The organism is Micromonospora sp. NPDC000316 (genome assembly GCF_042898885.1).
Lineage (GTDB): Bacteria > Actinomycetota > Actinomycetes > Mycobacteriales > Micromonosporaceae > Micromonospora.
The window spans coordinates 105,861-121,153 of the sequence record NZ_JBIAZG010000009.1 but is presented as its reverse complement, the minus strand read 5'-3'; the positions used below and the strand labels follow the sequence as shown (position 1 = coordinate 121,153).

Below are 15,293 nucleotides of genomic sequence, written 5' to 3'. Positions count from 1 at the left end.
GACCACGAGGCAGCGAGTAACGTCGATGATTGCGGGACTGTTACCCGCTGATGGATGCGCGCCGGCGTACGTCCTCCGCCGGGTCGATGGTGCGTACCGGGCGGGGCGTCGGCCCGCGCCGGCGCCACTCCCGCGGATAGCCCAGCGAGACCTCCTCGAAACGAACCCCGTCATAGAAGGTCGTCCGAGGAATGTGCAGGTGCCCGTAGACCATCGTGGCCGCACCGAAGCGCAGGTGCCAGTCGCGGGTGCGGACCGTGCCGCACCACTGGGCGAACTGCGGGTACCACAGCACGTCGGTGGGCTCCCGCACCAGCGGGTAGTGGTTGACGAGCACTGTCGGCAGCGCCGGATCGCGCCCGGCCAACCGACGCTCGGTCTCGGTGACCCGGGCGTCGCACCACGCCTCGCGGCTCGGGTAGGGATCGGGGTGCAGCAACGCCTCGTCGGTGCACACCACACCGGCGGCGTGCGCAAGCTCCAGCGACTCCTGCTTGGTGCGCGCTTCGGGCACCCGGAACGTGTAGTCGTAGAGCACGAAGAGCGGGGCGATCGTGGCCGGCCCGCCCACACCGTCCCACACCGGGTACGGATCTTCAGGCGTGACGACCCCCAGCCGCCGGCACAGCCGCACCAACTCCTGGTAGCGCGCCTCGCCGCGCAGCTGCACCGGGTCGTTGGGCGGCGTCCACAGCTCGTGGTTGCCCGGCGCCCAGACGACCTTCGCGAAACGGTCGCTCAGCAGCCCGAGCGCCCACTCGATGTCGGCGTACCGCTCGGCCACGTCGCCAGCGACGAGCAACCAGTCGCCGTCGTGCTCCGGGCGTAGTTCCTGGACGAACGCGCGGTTCTCCGGATAGCCGATGTGCAGGTCGCTGACGGCCCGCAGCCGGGGGGAAGGAGTCACGCCCCAACGCTAGGCGGCGCCACCCGATCGGAAAACCCCTGTTCCTGCCCTGTCGGGCGAATCCGGTCGCCCGCATATCCGGCGACCCGACGGGAAGTCACAAGGCGTCCGACAGCCCCGATCCGGAGCAGGAGACACACATGCCTTTCATCACCGTAGGGACCGAAAACTCCGCGCCCATCGACCTGTACTACGAGGACCACGGATCCGGTCAGCCGGTGGTGTTGATCCACGGATTCCCGTTCAACGGGGCAACGTGGGAGAAGGAAACAAACGCGTTGTTGAACGCAGGATATCGGACCATCACCTACGACCGGCGCGGATTCGGCAACTCGGCGCAGCCGGCGTTCGGGTTCGACTACAACACCTTCGCGGCGGATCTCGACGTCCTGATGACCGAGTTGGACCTGCGCGACGCGGTCCTGGTGGGCCACTCGATGGGCACCGGCGAGGTCGTCCGTTACCTGGCCAACTACGGCTCGCAGCGAGTGAGCAAGGCCGTGCTGCTCAGCCCGCTGCAACCGATGCTGGCGAAGGCGAAGGACAACCCGGAGGGCGTGGACACAAGCCTCTTCAAGGGCTTCCAGGACGCCATCATCAAGGACCGCTTCGCCTACCTCACCCAGTTCTGCGACGCGTTCTTCAACTACAGCGAGAACAAGGGCAAGCTGGTCAGCGACGAGGCGTACCGGGCGCACTGGCAGATCGGTGCGATGGGCTCGGCCAAGGCCACCCACGACAGCGTGGACGCCTGGCAGGAGGACTTCCGCCCCGACCTGCCGAAGATCGACGTGCCGGTGCTTATCGTCCAGGGCGACAAGGACAACGTGCTGCCCTACCCGGTGACCGGCCAGCGGCTCGCGCCGATGTTGCCGACCGCCCAACTCGTCACCCTCAAGGGCGCGCCGCACGGTCTCCCGTGGACGAACGCCAACGACGTCAACAAGGCGATCATGGACTTCCTGAAGCAGCCGGCGAAGGCTCGCGCCTGACCGTCGCGGCCGGCCCCGCTGCGGCGCGGTAGCCGTTTGGTCCGACCCGCGCTGGCCCACGGCCAGCGCGGGTCGGGTCGTCCCGCACTCCACCCCGGCGGTAGACAAGCACCGCCACGGCCAGGGCCGTGCCGAGCATGGCCACGGTGTGCACCCCGGCCGCCGCCAGCCCGGGCAGCGCGCCCACCGGATCGCCGGCGCGCTAGCGGCTCCGGCTGGCCAGCGCTCGGCCGATGCGCCGGCCGGCGAGGCTCACCACGGTGCTGCCGGCCGCCATGCCGACGAGCACCAGGAACCCGCCGACCGCCCACAACCCGCTGTCGTCGCTCGACGCGGCCTGCCACGACCAGGCCACCGTGAAGGCGACGGTCATCATCGGGGCGACGAGCCGCGGGCTCAGCCGCGTACCGGCCAGGCCGGCGAGCAGCACAAGCGTCAGCACGCAGCCGATCACCTGCCACGGCGCGTACGGGCCGCTCGTCGAGCTGGTCTCCGGGTCGACAGTGACCTTGGTGTCCCAGCCCAGCCAGAGCAGCCACACCCCGACCGTGGCCACCGCCAGGAACAACGCGCCGAGCAGCTTCTGCGTACCTCTGGTCGTCGTCACCCGGTGATCATGCCCTGTGCCTCGCCGTACGCGATGAGTGCCCGTACCCCACCATTGCGGGGGTCACCGTCATCCGGAACGAAGTGTTGCCCCGGCCGATGGCGATCCTCTACGGTCTGCTCAAGCGGTGGGCGGTGCGGTCCGCATCCGACCGGAAGCCGCCGGGTGCTCGTCGCGCGGGCCGGGATGGTGGAGTCCCGGGGCACCCCGTCGTCAGCGAGCCTGGCGGTCGTGTGACTCCAGCTCGTACCCCGGGGTGTGTCGCTGCCCGGTGCGGCTCCGCGCGGAGCCGGCGAGCCGGGCGCGCCGATCCCACCGGGAGATCCCGTGTTCCTCAGCCCGCACGAGCAGGACCGCCTGCTCATCCACGTCGCGGCCGATGTCGCCCGCCGCCGCCGCGAGCGCGGCCTGCGACTCAACTACCCCGAAGCCGTCGCGCTCATCACCGTGTTTCTGCTCGAAGGCGCCCGCGACGGCCGGTCGGTGGTCGACCTGATGTCGGCCGGCCGGACCGTGCTCGACCGCGACGACGTCCAGGACGGCATCCCCGAGCTGCTGAGGGAGGTGCAGGTGGAGGCGACGTTCCCGGACGGCACCAAGCTCGTGACGGTGCACCACCCGATCCCGTGATCCCCGGGGAGATCCTGCCGGCCGACGGCCCGGTCGAGATCAACGTCGGCCGCCCGGTGACCACCCTGCTTGTGGTGAACACCGCCGACCGGCCGGTGCAGGTGGGCTCGCACTACCACTTCGCCGAGACCAACCCGGCGCTGGCCTTCGACCGGGAGGCGGCCTGGGGGCAGCGGCTCGCCGTGCCGGCGGGCACGTCGGTCCGGTTCGAGCCGGGCGTCAACCGCAGCGTGGACCTCGTCCCGCTCGGCGGCGCACGCGTCGTGCCGGGTCTGCGCGGGGAGTGCGCCGGGCGGCTCGACCCGGACGCGCCGACGGCCGACGGGCTGGCGCGGTGAGCGCCGTGCGGCGGGACCGCTACATCGACATGTACGGCCCCACCACGGGCGACCGCATCCGCCTCGCCGACACGAACCTGCTCATCGAGGTCGAGACCGACCACTGCGTCGGCGGCGACGAGGTGGTCTTCGGCGGCGGCAAGGTGATCCGCGAGTCGATGGGGCAGTCCCGCGCCACCCGCGCCGAGGGCGCCCTCGACACCGTCATCACCGGCGCCGTCGTGCTCGACCACTGGGGAGTGGTCAAGGCCGACGTCGGGTTACGCGACGGCCGGATCGTCGCCCTGGGCCGCGCCGGAAACCCGGACACCATGCCCGGCGTCCATCCCGACCTGGTCATCGGCCCAGCCACCGAGGTGATCGCCGGCAACGGTCGGATCCTCACCGCAGGCGCCGTCGACACCCACGTGCACTTCATCTGCCCGCAGATCGTCACCGAGGCGCTGGCCAGCGGCATCACCACGCTCGTCGGTGGTGGCACCGGCCCCGCCGAGGGCACCCGAGCCACCACTGTCACCCCGAACGCGTGGCACCTGGCCCGGATGCACGAGGCGCTGGACACCCTGCCGGTAAACGTCCTGCTGCTCGGCAAGGGCAACACCGTCTCCGCCGAGGCGCTCTGGGAGCAGTTGCGGGCCGGTGCTGGCGGTTTCAAGCTGCACGAGGACTGGGGCACCACCCCGGCCGCGATCGACGCCTGCCTGCGGGTGGCGGACGCCTCCGGTGTCCAGGTGTCGATCCACACCGACACCCTCAACGAGGCCGGCTTCGTGGCCGACACCCTGCGCGCGATCGGCGGGCGGGCCATCCACTCGTACCACACCGAGGGCGCCGGAGGCGGGCACGCGCCGGACATCATCACCGTGGCCGGCGAGCCCAACGTGCTGCCGTCGTCGACGAACCCGACCCGGCCGTACACCCGCAACACCCTCGCCGAGCACCTGGACATGCTGATGGTCTGCCACCACCTCAACCCGTCCGTGCCGGAGGACCTGGCCTTCGCCGAGAGCCGCATCCGACCCTCCACGATGGCCGCCGAGGACCTGCTGCACGACCTCGGGGCGATCTCCATCATCGGCTCCGACGCGCAGGCGATGGGCCGCGTCGGCGAGGTGATCCTGCGGACCTGGCAGAGCGCACACGTGATGAAGGAACGGGTGGGTGCCCTGCCGGGCGACGGTGCGGCGGACAACCACCGGGCCCGACGATACGTGGCGAAATACACCATCTGCGCCGCGATGGCCAACGGGCTGGAACGGGAGATCGGCTCCGTCGAGCCGGGCAAGCTCGCCGACCTGGTGCTCTGGGACCCGGCGTTCTTCGGGGTACGCCCACACCTGGTGATCAAGGGCGGCATGATCGCGTACGCCCAGATGGGTGACGCCAACGCGTCGATCCCCACCCCGCAGCCGATGCTGCCGCGCCCGATGTTCGGGGCGTACGGTGCCGCCGCGGCAGCCACCAGCCTGACCTTCGTGGCGCCCGCCGCGCTCGACGCCGGGCTGCGCCTGGACGTGCGGCGTCGGGTGGTGCCGGTCGCCGACGTGCGGTCCCGGGGAAAGGCCGACCTGCCGGAGAACAACGCGATGCCCCGGATCGAGGTGGACCCGGACACCTTCACCGTCCGGATCGACGGCCAGGTGGTGGAACCGGACCCGGTGCCCCAACTGCCGATGGCCCAGCGGTACTTCCTGTTCTGATGGCCACGTCCAGCCTTGTCCTGCTGCTGGCCGACGGGCGCTTTCCGGCCGGGGCGCACGCGCACTCCGGCGGCCTGGAGGCGGCCGTGGCCGCCGGCCGGGTCGACGATCTGGCATCGTTGGAGGCGTTCCTGCTCGGTCGCCTGGCCACCGCCGGGCTCGTCGGTGCGGCGTTCGCGGCGGCGGCACACCGGACGGCGGCGCCCGACGGTGCCGAGACGGTGGAGCGCGTCGGTGCCGGGACGGCGGTGGCGCCAGACGGTGCCGGGACTGCGGAGCGTGCCGGGTCGGGCGCGGCGTCGACCCCGGCCGGGGCGGCCCACCGTCGGGCGACCCTGGCGCGGCTCGACGCCGAGTTGGACGCGCGGACCGCCTCCCCGGCGTTGCGCGCGGTGTCCCGCCGGCAGGGCCGGGCGCTGCTGCGCGCCGGTCGGACGATCTGGCCGGACGCCGCGTTCACCGACCTGCCCAGCACACCCGGGGGAGCACACCAGCCGCTGGTCCTCGGGCTGCTCTGCGCCGCCGCCGGGCTGAGTCGCACCGAAACCGCCACCATCGCCGCGTACGGCACGGTGACCGGTGCGGCAAGTGCCGGCGTACGCCTGCTCGGCCTGGACCCGTACCAGGTCCAGGCTTTGCTTGTCGGCCTCGCCGACGTCTGCGACGGCACCGCCGCAGACGCGGCCCGGGCCGCCGACGACCCACCGGAGCGGCTGCCGTCCGCCGCCGCTCCGCTCGCCGACATCCATGCCGAAGTGCATGCCACCTGGGAGGTGCGTCTCTTTGCGTCCTGACACCGCTGTACCCGCCGCCGTCTCCGCTACCGGGCCGACCGCTGTGCCCGCCGCCGCAGTGCCTAACGCCGCTGTGCCCAACGCCGCTGTGCCCGTCGCCGGGCCGACCGCTGAGCCGCACGACGAGTCCGTTCCGCACACCCATCCGGAGCCGGGAGTGGACCCGCACCCGCCGCTGGCGCGGGCCGGCCGGGCCCTGCGGGTCGGCATCGGTGGACCGGTCGGCTCCGGCAAGACCGCCCTGGTGGCGGCGCTCTGCCGGGCCTTCGCCGGCGAGCTGCGGCTCGGGGTGGTGACCAACGACATCTACACCACCGAGGACGCCGACTTTCTCAAGCGGGCAGGTGTGCTGGACCCGGAGCGCATCCGCGCTGTGGAAACCGGCTGCTGCCCCCACACGGCCATCCGCGACGACATCGGTGCCAACCTCGACGCCGTGGACGAACTGGCCGAGACGGTGGGCCCGCTGGACCTGGTGCTTGTGGAGAGCGGCGGCGACAACCTGACAGCGACCTTCAGCCGGGGCCTTGCCGACCGGCAGATCTTCGTGGTGGATGTGGCCGGCGGTGACAAGGTGCCGCGCAAGGGCGGGCCGGGGGTCACCGCCGCCGACCTGCTGGTGATCAACAAAACCGATCTGGCACCGATGGTGGGCGCCGACCTGGCGGTGATGGACCGGGACGCCCGCGCCCGACGCGGCGACCTGCCGACCCTCTTCCTGTCCATCGTGGCCGATCCGACTGCGGGTCGGGTCGCCGACTGGATCCGGCACGAACTGGCCCACCACGCGGCTCTGCACCCGCTCGCCGCGTCGCCCGGCCCGGCCTGATGCGGGCGTCCGCCCGGATGGTCGCCCGCGCCGACGGCCGGGGCGGCACGGCCCTGGTCGAGGTGCACGGTGAAACGCCGCTGCTGCTGCGTCAGACCCCGGCCCGAAACGGCACCCCCACGGTGTACGTCGTGGGAGGCGCCGCCGGCCCCCTCGCAGGCGACGACCTCCGGTTGGACATCGAGGTGGGGCCCGGTGCCGCGGTGCGTGTGCAGACGGTCGCCGCGTCGGTCGCCCTGCCCGGCCGCCCGGGCGCCGTGTCCCGGATGGTCGTACGGGCGGTGGTGCACGCCGGCGCCACGCTGCACTGGCTGCCGGAGCAACTGGTCGCGGCGGCCGGCTGCGCGCACCTCGCCGAGTCCCGCGTGGAACTTGCCGCCGAGGCGAGCCTGCGCTGGCGCGACGAGTTGATCTGCGGCCGGTTCGGTGAGGAGCCCGGCAGCGCCGTCGTGCACACGAGTGTCGACTACGACGACCGGCCGCTGCTGCGGCAGTCGCTGGCCGTCGGGCCGCACGCCCCCGGCTGGGCTGGCCCCGCGGTGCTCGGCGGCGCGTCGGCCACCGGGTCGCTGCTGGTGGTAGACCCGTCGAGCCCTGCACAGCCAGCACAGGTGTGGGCCGACGGCGCCGTCGCTCGGCTGCCCCTCGCCGACGGGCCGGCGACACTGTGGACCGCGACCGCCCTCGACGCCCACACCCTGCGCACCCACCTCACCGGCTAGCGCCAGACCGCTACGCCGACCCGCCAGAGCCGTTCGACGCGCTGGCGGCTGGCGGCTGGCGGCTGGCTTGCTGGCGGGGTGGAGTGCTGGCGGGGTGGAGTGCTGGCGGGGGTGGAGTGCTGGCGGTGTGGCCTGCTGACAGCTGTCCTGGCGGGTTGCGGGCGGAGTTGTCGTCGGCCGGCCGGCCGGCTTGGCCGCGTCGCGGGCCCGCGACGTGCTCGTGTGGGTGCCCGTGGGGCTCACGTCGGCTGCCGGAGGGATGGTCGCTGCGGGGTCCCGGTCGACGAAGATCGGCGTCGGCAGCGGCGCGGCCGCTCGCCGGAGGCGATGACCGCCGGGTGTGTCGGCGCCCGTCTGGGCAGGTTGGTCTAAGCGTGATTCCGCTGTGGCATCAAGATGCCACAGCGGAATCACGCCTAAGGAACCGCATCGGCCGGTGGCCGGCGGCCGGCAGCAGGAGGCCGGCAGCAGGAGGCGGGCGGCAGGCGGTAGGCGTTGGCCGGGCGGTAGGCGTTGGCCGGGCGGCAGGCGGTAGGCGTTGGCCGGGCGGCAGGCGGCAGGCGGCGGGCGGCGGGTGTTGGCCGGGCGGCAGGCGGCGGGCGTTGGCCGGGCGGCGGGCGGTAGGAGTTGGCCGGGCGGCGGGCGGTAGGAGTTGGCCGGGCGGCGGGCGGCGGGCGTTGGCCGGGCGGCGGCCCGGGATGGGCGGTGGCTCGTGGTCGGGCGGCTGGCCGTGCCGGGTCAGGGGTGAGCGGCCGCGCGCTCGCTGTGCAGGGCGGGGTCGAGGCGGTTGATCAGGGTGCCGAGCTGGCTGGTCAGGTCGGCGGCGTCGGGGAGACCCAGCTCGGCCAGGCTGGCCCGGACCCGCTGATCGAGGCGCGCGTGCTCGCGTCGGCCCCGGGCCGTCAGGTAGGCGCGGATCCGCCGACGGTCCAGCGCGTCCACCCGGCGGAAGACGAGGTTACGGTCGACGAGTTGGTCGACAAGCTTGGTGAGGGTGCCGGGCGGCAGTGACGCCTCGGCGGCCACCGCGCTCATCGGGTGGCCCTGACCGTCGGCGAGCAGACAGAGCACGCGCCACGCCTCGATTGTCAGCCCGTCGTCGGCGAGGACAGCACCCAGGCGGCGGGAGAGCAGCCGTTCGGCGCGAGTGAGCGAGCGCAGCAGGTCGGCTGGCGCCCCGGGCACGTCTGACATGGATCTCCCTGGTCCGGTGGCACCGTCATGTTACCGAGTCATCCCGGTCGGTGCCGAACTCTGGTCTTCCGACGTGGGCCGGGCAATCATGTGCTCATGTCCGCGCTGGCAGCGCCGTGGCTCACCGTCGATTCGACAGTGGTCGGCATCGCGCTTGTGTATCCACTGCGCGGACCGGCGGGAATGTTCGGCCCGACCTGCGAACTCTGCGCCCAGCTCGCCGTCGAGGAGATCAACCGGAGTGGCGGCGTGCTGGGTCGGGAGGTGCGGCTGATCCCGGTCGACGGCGGCGCCCCGCCGGCCGAGGTGGCCGCCGAGGTCGAGGCACTTGTGTCGGTGGGGGCCGTGCAGGGAGTGACCGGATGGCACATCTCGTCGGTGCGGCAAGCGCTGGCACCCCGGGTCGCGCACCGGGTGCCCTACGTCTACACAGCCCTGTACGAGGGTGGTGAGAGCACCGAAGGGGTCTTCCTGACCAGCGAGACACCGGACGCCCAACTGTGGCCTGCCATGCGGATGCTCGCCGGGGAGCAGGGCGTACGCCGCTGGTTTGTGGTCGGCAACGACTACGTGTGGCCGCGGCGCACCGCGCGGGCCGCGCAGCGGTACGCGTTGCGTGCCGGCGGTCGGGTGGTGGGGCAGAGCTTCCTGCCGCTGGAGGCGCACGACTTCGACGCGGTGCTGTGCCGCATCGAACACAGCGAGGCCGACGCGGTGCTGATGCTGCTGGTCGGCGCGGACGCGGTGCGGTTCAACAGGGCGTTCGCCCGGTCCGGTCTGGACCAGCGCTGTCTGCGTCTGAGCACCCTCATGGACGAGAACATGCTGCTGGCCAGCGGTGCCGGCGCGACGAGACGGCTGTACAGCACGGCGGGTTTCTTCGCCGGCCTGGTGACCCAGGAGAACCTCGACTTCCACGGGGAGTTCGCCCGCCGCTTCGGAGTGGAGGCCCCACCGCTGGGCAGCCTGGGGGAGTCCTGCTACGAGGGCGTGATGCTGCTCGCCGCCCTCATCGGACAGGCGCGCACCCTCGACGTGCGGGCGATCGAGACGGCCGCCGACACGGTTGCCTACCACGGGCCGCGTGGGCGACTACGGCTGCGGCGGCGCCACGTGCGCCAGCGGATCTACCTGGCCGAAGCCGACGGGCTCGACTTCACAGTGCTCGCCCAACTCTGACGCGATGGCACCGCCCGTGCGGCAGAGCCCTTGACAGCCGTACCTGCCCCCGACCTAAGATGCTTCCTGTGTGAAGTATCCGGTCCACGGGGACGGATACCACGAATGCGTGCGCCGTCGAAAAAATCCGATGGCCGACCATTGTGGCGCGCTATTCTCCGGATTCCTTAACGGCCGACGCCGATTTCCACTCGCGGCGTCGGCCGCTTTCGCATGCGCGCCGCCGATAGCGCGGAAACAGTCAATTAAGGACCGGGAAACATCATCGCAATGATGCCGGTCGACGCTTTCGGTGCCATATCCGAGTCGGTGCCTGATCGGCGTCCACCCGTCGCACCCGGCATCGCCCTCCCCAGCTCCACGGACCGCACCGACCGTCCATTCGACACTTCACGTGCACCGAAGGGAGAATTGATGTCATTATTCCGGGGCCGCCGCATCCTGGCGGGTGCCATGACCTTGGTCGCCGCGGCCGCGATGACCGCGTGCGGCAGCAAGACCAGCGACGAGGGCGGCGCGACCGGCGTCACCGCCGACATCTCCGGCGACACCGTCAAAGTGGGCCTGCTCAACTCGCTCTCCGGGACCATGGCGATCAGCGAGGTCACCGTCCGCGACTCCATCATGCTCGCGGTTGAGGAGATCAACGCGGCCGGTGGCGTCCTCGGCAAGAAAATCCAGCCGGTCGGCGAGGACGGTGCGTCGGACTGGCCCACCTTCGCCGAGAAGGCCGAGAAACTCGTCTCCGTGGATCGCGTCGCGGCCGTCTTCGGCTGCTGGACGTCGGCCAGCCGCAAGGCGGTCAAGCCGGTGTTCGAGAAGAACAAGGCGCTGCTGTTCTACCCGGTGCAGTACGAAGGGCTGGAACAGTCGCCGTACATCTTCTACACCGGAGCGACGACCAACCAGCAGATCGTTCCCGGTCTCGACTACCTCAAGGCGCAGGGCGTCAAGTCGGTCTATCTGCTCGGCAGCGACTATGTCTTTCCGCGGACGGCCAACAAAATCATCAAGGCGTACGCGGCGGCGAACGGGATGAACGTCCTGGGTGAGGATTATGCGCCCCTGGGCTCGACCGAGTTCGGCACGATCGTCAACAAGGTCAAATCCTCCGGTGCCGCAGCCGTGTTCAACACCCTCAACGGTGACAGCAATGTGGCCTTCTTCAAGGAATACAAGTCGGCGGGCCTGACCGCCGCCGCGATGCCTGTGGTGTCGGTGTCGATCGCCGAGGAGGAGGTCAAGAGCATCGGCACGCAATACCTCCAGGGCCAGTTGACGGCCTGGAACTACTACCAGACCACGCCCGGCGCCGCCAACGCGAAGTTCGTGGCCGCGTACAAGGCGAAGTACGGCGCGGACAAGCCGACGAGCGACCCGATGGAGGCCGCCTACGTCAGCGTGTACCTGTGGAAGGCGATGGTCGAGAAGGCCGGCGCGTTCGACGTGGAGAAGGTTCGTGCTGCCTCCGACGGGATCACCTTCGACGCTCCCGAGGGCCTGGTCACCGTCGACGGGGAGACGCAGCACATCGCGAAGACCGCCCGGATCGGCAAGATCGGCGCCGACGGTCTGATCACCGAGGTGTGGAACTCCGGTAAGCCCGTGGAGCCGGACCCGTACCTCAAGAGCTACCCGTGGGCGAGCGGCCTGAGCTGACCTCGCCGGCCCGGGCGGGGCGTGTTGCCGCGCGGCCCGCCCGGGCCACCCGACAAGCAGTTCGGAGTACGCACTGTGACAGTCCTCTTCGGTCAACTCTTCACAGGCATCAGCATCGGCGCCGTGCTGCTGCTCATCGCGCTCGGGTTGGCACTGACCTTCGGGCAGATGGGCGTGATCAACATGGCGCACGGCGAGTTCATCATGGCCGGCGCCTACACCACGTACGTCCTCCAGCAGAGCATCACCGGCGCGGGCATGTCGCTGCTTGTCGCGTTGCCTGTGGCGTTCGTGGTCGCCGGCACGATGGGTGTGCTGCTGGAGGTCCTGCTGATCCGCCGGCTCTACGCCCGACCGCTGGACACCCTGCTCGTCACCTGGGGTGTGTCGCTGATGCTGCAACAGTTGGCCCGCGACGTCTTCGGCAGCCCGAACGTGCAGACCCGCGCGCCGGAACTGCTCACCGGCAACGTGGCGCTGCCCGGCGGCCTGACCGTCGCCAACAACCGCCTGTTCATCCTCGCCCTGGCGTTGGCCGCTGTCGCGGCGCTCACCCTGGCGCTGCGGCTCACCCCGCTCGGCCGCCGGATCCGCGCCGTCGTGCAGAACCGCGACCTCGCAGCCGTGTCCGGCATCCCCACCGCCCGCGTCGACCGGACGACCTTCTTCATCGGCTCCGGCCTGGCCGGGCTCGCCGGTGTCGCACTCACCCTGCTCGGCCCGATCGGCCCGACAATGGGCACCAACCTGATCATCGACGCCTTCCTGGTCGTCGTGGTCGGCGGGATCGGCCAACTCAAGGGCAGCGTGATCGTCGCCTTCGCCCTCGGCGTGCTCCAGGCCACCGGGGAGTACCTGACCACCCTCAGCGTCGCCAAGGTGATCGTGTTCGTGGCGATCGTCGCGTTCCTCCAGTGGCGACCACAGGGCCTGTTCACCCTGCGGACCAGGAGCCTCGCATGACCGCCGTGACACCCGCGCCGCCGGACACCGCAGTGCAGCCGGCACCCGCCGGCGCCGTACCGCCGAACCCGCCCGGAGGTCGGTCACGGCTGCGGACGGCGGCGGGCTTCGCGGTCGGCGCGGCGCTGCTGTTCGCGGTGGCACCGCTTGTGCTGTCGGACTTCCGGCTGTCGCTGCTCGCCAAGTACCTCTGCGTCGCCATGGTCGCGGTCGGCATCGGGATCGCCTGGGGCCGGGGCGGGATGCTCACCCTCGGCCAGGGCGTCTTCTTCGGCCTCGGTGGCTACGCGATGGCCATGCATCTCAAGCTCGCCGACGCGGGTCCCGGCGGGATGCCCGACTTCATGCAGCTGTACGGGCAACTCGACGAACTGCCGGTGTGGTGGCGGCCGTTCGCCAGCCCGTGGTTCGCGCTGCCCGCCACAGTGCTGCTGCCGATGGCTGTCGCGTTCGGGCTCGGCTCGCTCGTGTTCCGTCGCCGGGTGCGGGGCGCGTACTTCGCCATCCTCAGCCAGGCCCTCGCCGCCGCCATGGTGATCCTGCTGATCGGTCAGCAGGGCACCACTGGCGGCACCAACGGGCTCACTGACATCCAGGGCTTCTTCGGCTACGACCTGGACGACCCGGTCAACCAGCGGATGGTCTACTTCATCATCGCCGGCATCCTGTTGGGGCTGCTCGCGTTGACGCGCCAGCTCATCCACAGCCGCTACGGCGAACTGTTGGTGGCCGTCCGCGACGGCGAGGAGCGGGTGCGTTTCCTCGGCTACGACCCGGCGTCGGTGAAGCTCGTCGCGTACGTCGTCGCGGCAGGCATGGCGGGGCTCGCCGGTGCGCTGTTCGTGCCGGCGGTGGGCATCATCTCGCCGGCGCTGATCGGCATCGTCCCGTCGATCGAGTTCGTCATCGGGGTCGCTGTCGGTGGCCGCGCCACACTGCTTGGCCCGGTGCTGGGTGCGGTCGCGGTGGTGTGGGCGCGTACCGCCCTCTCCGAACGGTTTCCCGGCACCTGGACGTACCTGCAGGGGCTGTTGTTCGTGGTGGTTGTCGCGTTCCTGCCCGGCGGCCTGGCGTCGCTGTGGGCGCTGGCCCGCCGCCGCGACGGCGGCGCGCGACAGCGCAGACGCGGCTGGTCGCCGCTCGGCCGGCGCCGCGCGGAGCGGACGGAGGTGCCGGCGGCATGAGCGAACGCACCGAGCGCAGCGAGGGCCGTGAGGGCATGCCCGGCCGGCACGGCATGAGCGAACGCACCGAGCGCAGCGAGGGCCGTGAGGGCATGCCCGGCCAGCACGCCATGAGCGGCGACCGGCTGGACGGGTTGTCCGTCCGTGATCTGCGGGTCAGCTTCGACGGGTTCACTGCCGTCGACGGCGTCTCGCTGGAGGTGCCTGCCGGTGACATCCGGTTCCTGATCGGGCCCAACGGCGCCGGCAAGACCACAGTCGTCGACGCGGTCACCGGCCTGGTCCGGGCCACCGGCTCGGTCCGGTTCGGCGACCAGGAACTGCTCGGCCGCCCGGTGCACAAGATCAGCCGGTTGGGCATCGGACGGACCTTCCAGACGTCGACGGTCTTCGAGGAGCTGACGGTGGTGCAGAACCTCGACATCGCCGCCGGCGCTCGACGCGGCTGGGCGACACTGGCCCGTCGCCGGCGCGGCGTCCCCGACGAGGTAGCCGCCGCGCTGGACACGATCGGGCTCACCGGGCGGGCCGACCAGCTCGCCGGGACGCTCGCGCACGGCCAGAAGCAGTGGCTGGAGATCGGCATGCTGCTGGTGCAGGACGCGCGGCTGCTGCTGCTCGACGAGCCCGTCGCCGGAATGAGCCACGAGGAACGCGACGCCACCGGCGCCCTGCTGGAGACGGTGAGCCGGGACCGCACTGTCGTCGTGATCGAGCACGACATGGACTTCCTGCGCCGGTTCGCCCGCAGCGTCACAGTGCTGCACGCCGGTCGGGTGCTCAGCGAGGGCACTGTGGCGCAGGTCCAGGCGGACCCGCGCGTGCAGGAGGTCTATCTCGGTCACCCGGTCGACGCCGGGTCGGCCACCAGCGGTCTGGAGGCATGATGCTGACCCTGCGTGGGGTGCACGCCGGATACGGGCGCAGTCGGGTGCTGCACGGAGTCGACCTGGCCGTCCCGCCGGACGGGGTGGCGGCGGTGCTCGGGCACAACGGCGCCGGCAAGAGCACGCTGCTGCGGGTCGCCGCCGGCCTGCTGCGCCCCAGCGCCGGCACGGTCGAGTTGGACGGCGAGGACGTCACCCGGCTCGGCCCGCACGAGCGGGTGGCGCGTGGGATGGCGTACGTCCCGCAGGGCCAGCAGTGCTTCCCACACCTGACGGCGGCGGAGAACCTACGCCTCGTCGCCGACGGGCGGCGCGACGGTGCGGTGGCGACGGCGGAGGTGCTGGACCTCTTTCCGGCGCTGCGCGCGCTGCTGCGCCGACGGGCCGGGCTGCTCTCCGGTGGCCAACGCCAGCAACTGGCCATCGCCCGCGCGCTGATCACCCGGCCGCGGCTGCTGATGCTCGACGAGCCGACCGAGGGCATCCAGCCGTCTGTCGTCGCGGAGATCCAGGAGCGGATCGTCGAGCTGACCCGGCAACCCGGCTTCAGCGTGCTCCTCGTCGAACAACACCTGGGTTTCGCGCTGCGGGTGGCGAGCCGCTACCACGTGCTGGAATCCGGCCGGGTGACCTCGCGCGGCGACGGCGGTGTCACCGCGGAACGGGAGGTCCGGGCGGCCCTGGCGGTCTGAGCCGGCGGGGAACCCC

General features: G+C 71.5%; 16 protein-coding genes. 13 read left to right on the top strand and 3 right to left on the bottom strand.

Translation table 11 applies throughout. The annotated features are described in order from the left end of the window. Window positions 1-40: 40 nt before the first annotated feature. The gene (locus ACFY2Q_RS19150) at window positions 41-907 is read right to left on the bottom strand and encodes a metallophosphoesterase family protein (RefSeq protein ID WP_387131824.1); all 867 of its coding nucleotides are present in this window, start codon (window positions 905-907) and stop codon (window positions 41-43) included. 140 nt (window positions 908-1,047) lie between these two features. Here ACFY2Q_RS19150 and ACFY2Q_RS19145 point away from each other — a divergent pair, with 140 nt between their 5' ends. Beyond that, window positions 1,048-1,899, top strand: a complete 852-nt coding sequence (locus ACFY2Q_RS19145; RefSeq protein WP_387131822.1) for an alpha/beta fold hydrolase — start codon at window positions 1,048-1,050, stop codon at window positions 1,897-1,899. A 202-nt stretch (window positions 1,900-2,101) separates the two neighbouring features. On the opposite strand, the gene ACFY2Q_RS19140 is transcribed toward ACFY2Q_RS19145, so the two are convergent. Next, window positions 2,102-2,506 (bottom strand): hypothetical protein, encoded by a 405-nt coding sequence (locus ACFY2Q_RS19140; protein WP_387131820.1) that lies wholly within the window; start codon window positions 2,504-2,506, stop codon window positions 2,102-2,104. A 327-nt stretch (window positions 2,507-2,833) separates the two neighbouring features. On the opposite strand from ACFY2Q_RS19140, the gene ACFY2Q_RS19135 reads away from it, so the two are divergent. The 6 genes from ACFY2Q_RS19135 (at window position 2,834) to ACFY2Q_RS19110 (ending at window position 7,519) form a co-directional block, all read left to right on the top strand. Further along, a complete protein-coding gene (locus ACFY2Q_RS19135) occupies window positions 2,834-3,136 on the top strand; it encodes an urease subunit gamma (protein ID WP_357000165.1) in 303 nt (100 codons plus the stop codon). Next, window positions 3,133-3,474, top strand: coding sequence for an urease subunit beta (locus ACFY2Q_RS19130; RefSeq protein WP_387131818.1), 342 nt, complete (start codon window positions 3,133-3,135; stop codon window positions 3,472-3,474). The genes ACFY2Q_RS19135 and ACFY2Q_RS19130 overlap by 4 nt, the downstream gene beginning before the upstream one ends. Further along, a complete protein-coding gene (locus ACFY2Q_RS19125; protein ID WP_387131817.1) occupies window positions 3,471-5,174 on the top strand; it encodes an urease subunit alpha in 1,704 nt (567 codons plus the stop codon). The genes ACFY2Q_RS19130 and ACFY2Q_RS19125 overlap by 4 nt, the downstream gene beginning before the upstream one ends. Next, window positions 5,174-5,968, top strand: coding sequence for an urease accessory protein UreF (locus ACFY2Q_RS19120; protein ID WP_387131815.1), 795 nt, complete (start codon window positions 5,174-5,176; stop codon window positions 5,966-5,968). Before ACFY2Q_RS19125 ends, ACFY2Q_RS19120 begins: the two co-directional genes overlap by 1 nt. Before the next feature lie 157 nt (window positions 5,969-6,125). Beyond that, entirely contained in the window at window positions 6,126-6,797 is a 672-nt protein-coding gene (ureG, locus tag ACFY2Q_RS19115) for an urease accessory protein UreG (protein ID WP_387132088.1), read from the top strand. Next, window positions 6,797-7,519 carry an urease accessory protein UreD gene (locus ACFY2Q_RS19110; RefSeq protein ID WP_387131814.1) on the top strand — a complete coding sequence of 241 codons (723 nt, stop codon included), beginning with the start codon at window positions 6,797-6,799 and terminating at the stop codon, window positions 7,517-7,519. The genes ureG and ACFY2Q_RS19110 overlap by 1 nt, the downstream gene beginning before the upstream one ends. Before the next feature lie 738 nt (window positions 7,520-8,257). Here the strand turns inward: ACFY2Q_RS19110 and ACFY2Q_RS19105 are convergent. Next, window positions 8,258-8,713 (bottom strand): MarR family winged helix-turn-helix transcriptional regulator, encoded by a 456-nt coding sequence (locus ACFY2Q_RS19105; protein ID WP_387131813.1) that lies wholly within the window; start codon window positions 8,711-8,713, stop codon window positions 8,258-8,260. 96 nt (window positions 8,714-8,809) lie between these two features. Here ACFY2Q_RS19105 and ACFY2Q_RS19100 point away from each other — a divergent pair, with 96 nt between their 5' ends. From ACFY2Q_RS19100 to urtE, 6 genes are all read left to right on the top strand, one after another. After that, the gene (locus ACFY2Q_RS19100; protein ID WP_387131812.1) at window positions 8,810-9,892 is read left to right on the top strand and encodes a substrate-binding domain-containing protein; all 1,083 of its coding nucleotides are present in this window, start codon (window positions 8,810-8,812) and stop codon (window positions 9,890-9,892) included. A 414-nt stretch (window positions 9,893-10,306) separates the two neighbouring features. Then, window positions 10,307-11,551 (top strand): urea ABC transporter substrate-binding protein, encoded by a 1,245-nt coding sequence (urtA, locus tag ACFY2Q_RS19095; protein ID WP_387131810.1) that lies wholly within the window; start codon window positions 10,307-10,309, stop codon window positions 11,549-11,551. A gap of 75 nt (window positions 11,552-11,626) precedes the next feature. Further along, window positions 11,627-12,514, top strand: a complete 888-nt coding sequence (gene urtB / locus ACFY2Q_RS19090; RefSeq protein ID WP_387131809.1) for an urea ABC transporter permease subunit UrtB — start codon at window positions 11,627-11,629, stop codon at window positions 12,512-12,514. Then, entirely contained in the window at window positions 12,511-13,698 is a 1,188-nt protein-coding gene (gene urtC / locus ACFY2Q_RS19085; RefSeq protein ID WP_387131808.1) for an urea ABC transporter permease subunit UrtC, read from the top strand. Before urtB ends, urtC begins: the two co-directional genes overlap by 4 nt. Further along, window positions 13,695-14,585, top strand: a complete 891-nt coding sequence (urtD, locus tag ACFY2Q_RS19080) for an urea ABC transporter ATP-binding protein UrtD (RefSeq protein ID WP_387131806.1) — start codon at window positions 13,695-13,697, stop codon at window positions 14,583-14,585. The genes urtC and urtD overlap by 4 nt, the downstream gene beginning before the upstream one ends. Then, window positions 14,582-15,277, top strand: coding sequence for an urea ABC transporter ATP-binding subunit UrtE (urtE, locus tag ACFY2Q_RS19075; protein WP_387131805.1), 696 nt, complete (start codon window positions 14,582-14,584; stop codon window positions 15,275-15,277). The genes urtD and urtE overlap by 4 nt, the downstream gene beginning before the upstream one ends. Window positions 15,278-15,293: the final 16 nt, after the last annotated feature.

What these genes read in the sequence shown, in the direction of transcription:
- urtC (WP_387131808.1), top strand. Translation starts at nt 12,511, where the DNA reads ATGACCGCCGTGACACCCGCGCCGCCGGACACCGCAGTGCAGCCGGCA.
- urtD (WP_387131806.1), top strand. Translation starts at nt 13,695, where the DNA reads ATGAGCGAACGCACCGAGCGCAGCGAGGGCCGTGAGGGCATGCCCGGC.
- ACFY2Q_RS19105 (WP_387131813.1), bottom strand. Translation starts at nt 8,713, where the DNA reads ATGTCAGACGTGCCCGGGGCGCCAGCCGACCTGCTGCGCTCGCTCACT.
- ACFY2Q_RS19100 (WP_387131812.1), top strand. Translation starts at nt 8,810, where the DNA reads ATGTCCGCGCTGGCAGCGCCGTGGCTCACCGTCGATTCGACAGTGGTC.
- ACFY2Q_RS19145 (WP_387131822.1), top strand. Translation starts at nt 1,048, where the DNA reads ATGCCTTTCATCACCGTAGGGACCGAAAACTCCGCGCCCATCGACCTG.
- ACFY2Q_RS19110 (WP_387131814.1), top strand. Translation starts at nt 6,797, where the DNA reads ATGCGGGCGTCCGCCCGGATGGTCGCCCGCGCCGACGGCCGGGGCGGC.
- urtE (WP_387131805.1), top strand. Translation starts at nt 14,582, where the DNA reads ATGATGCTGACCCTGCGTGGGGTGCACGCCGGATACGGGCGCAGTCGG.
- urtA (WP_387131810.1), top strand. Translation starts at nt 10,307, where the DNA reads ATGTCATTATTCCGGGGCCGCCGCATCCTGGCGGGTGCCATGACCTTG.
- ACFY2Q_RS19120 (WP_387131815.1), top strand. Translation starts at nt 5,174, where the DNA reads ATGGCCACGTCCAGCCTTGTCCTGCTGCTGGCCGACGGGCGCTTTCCG.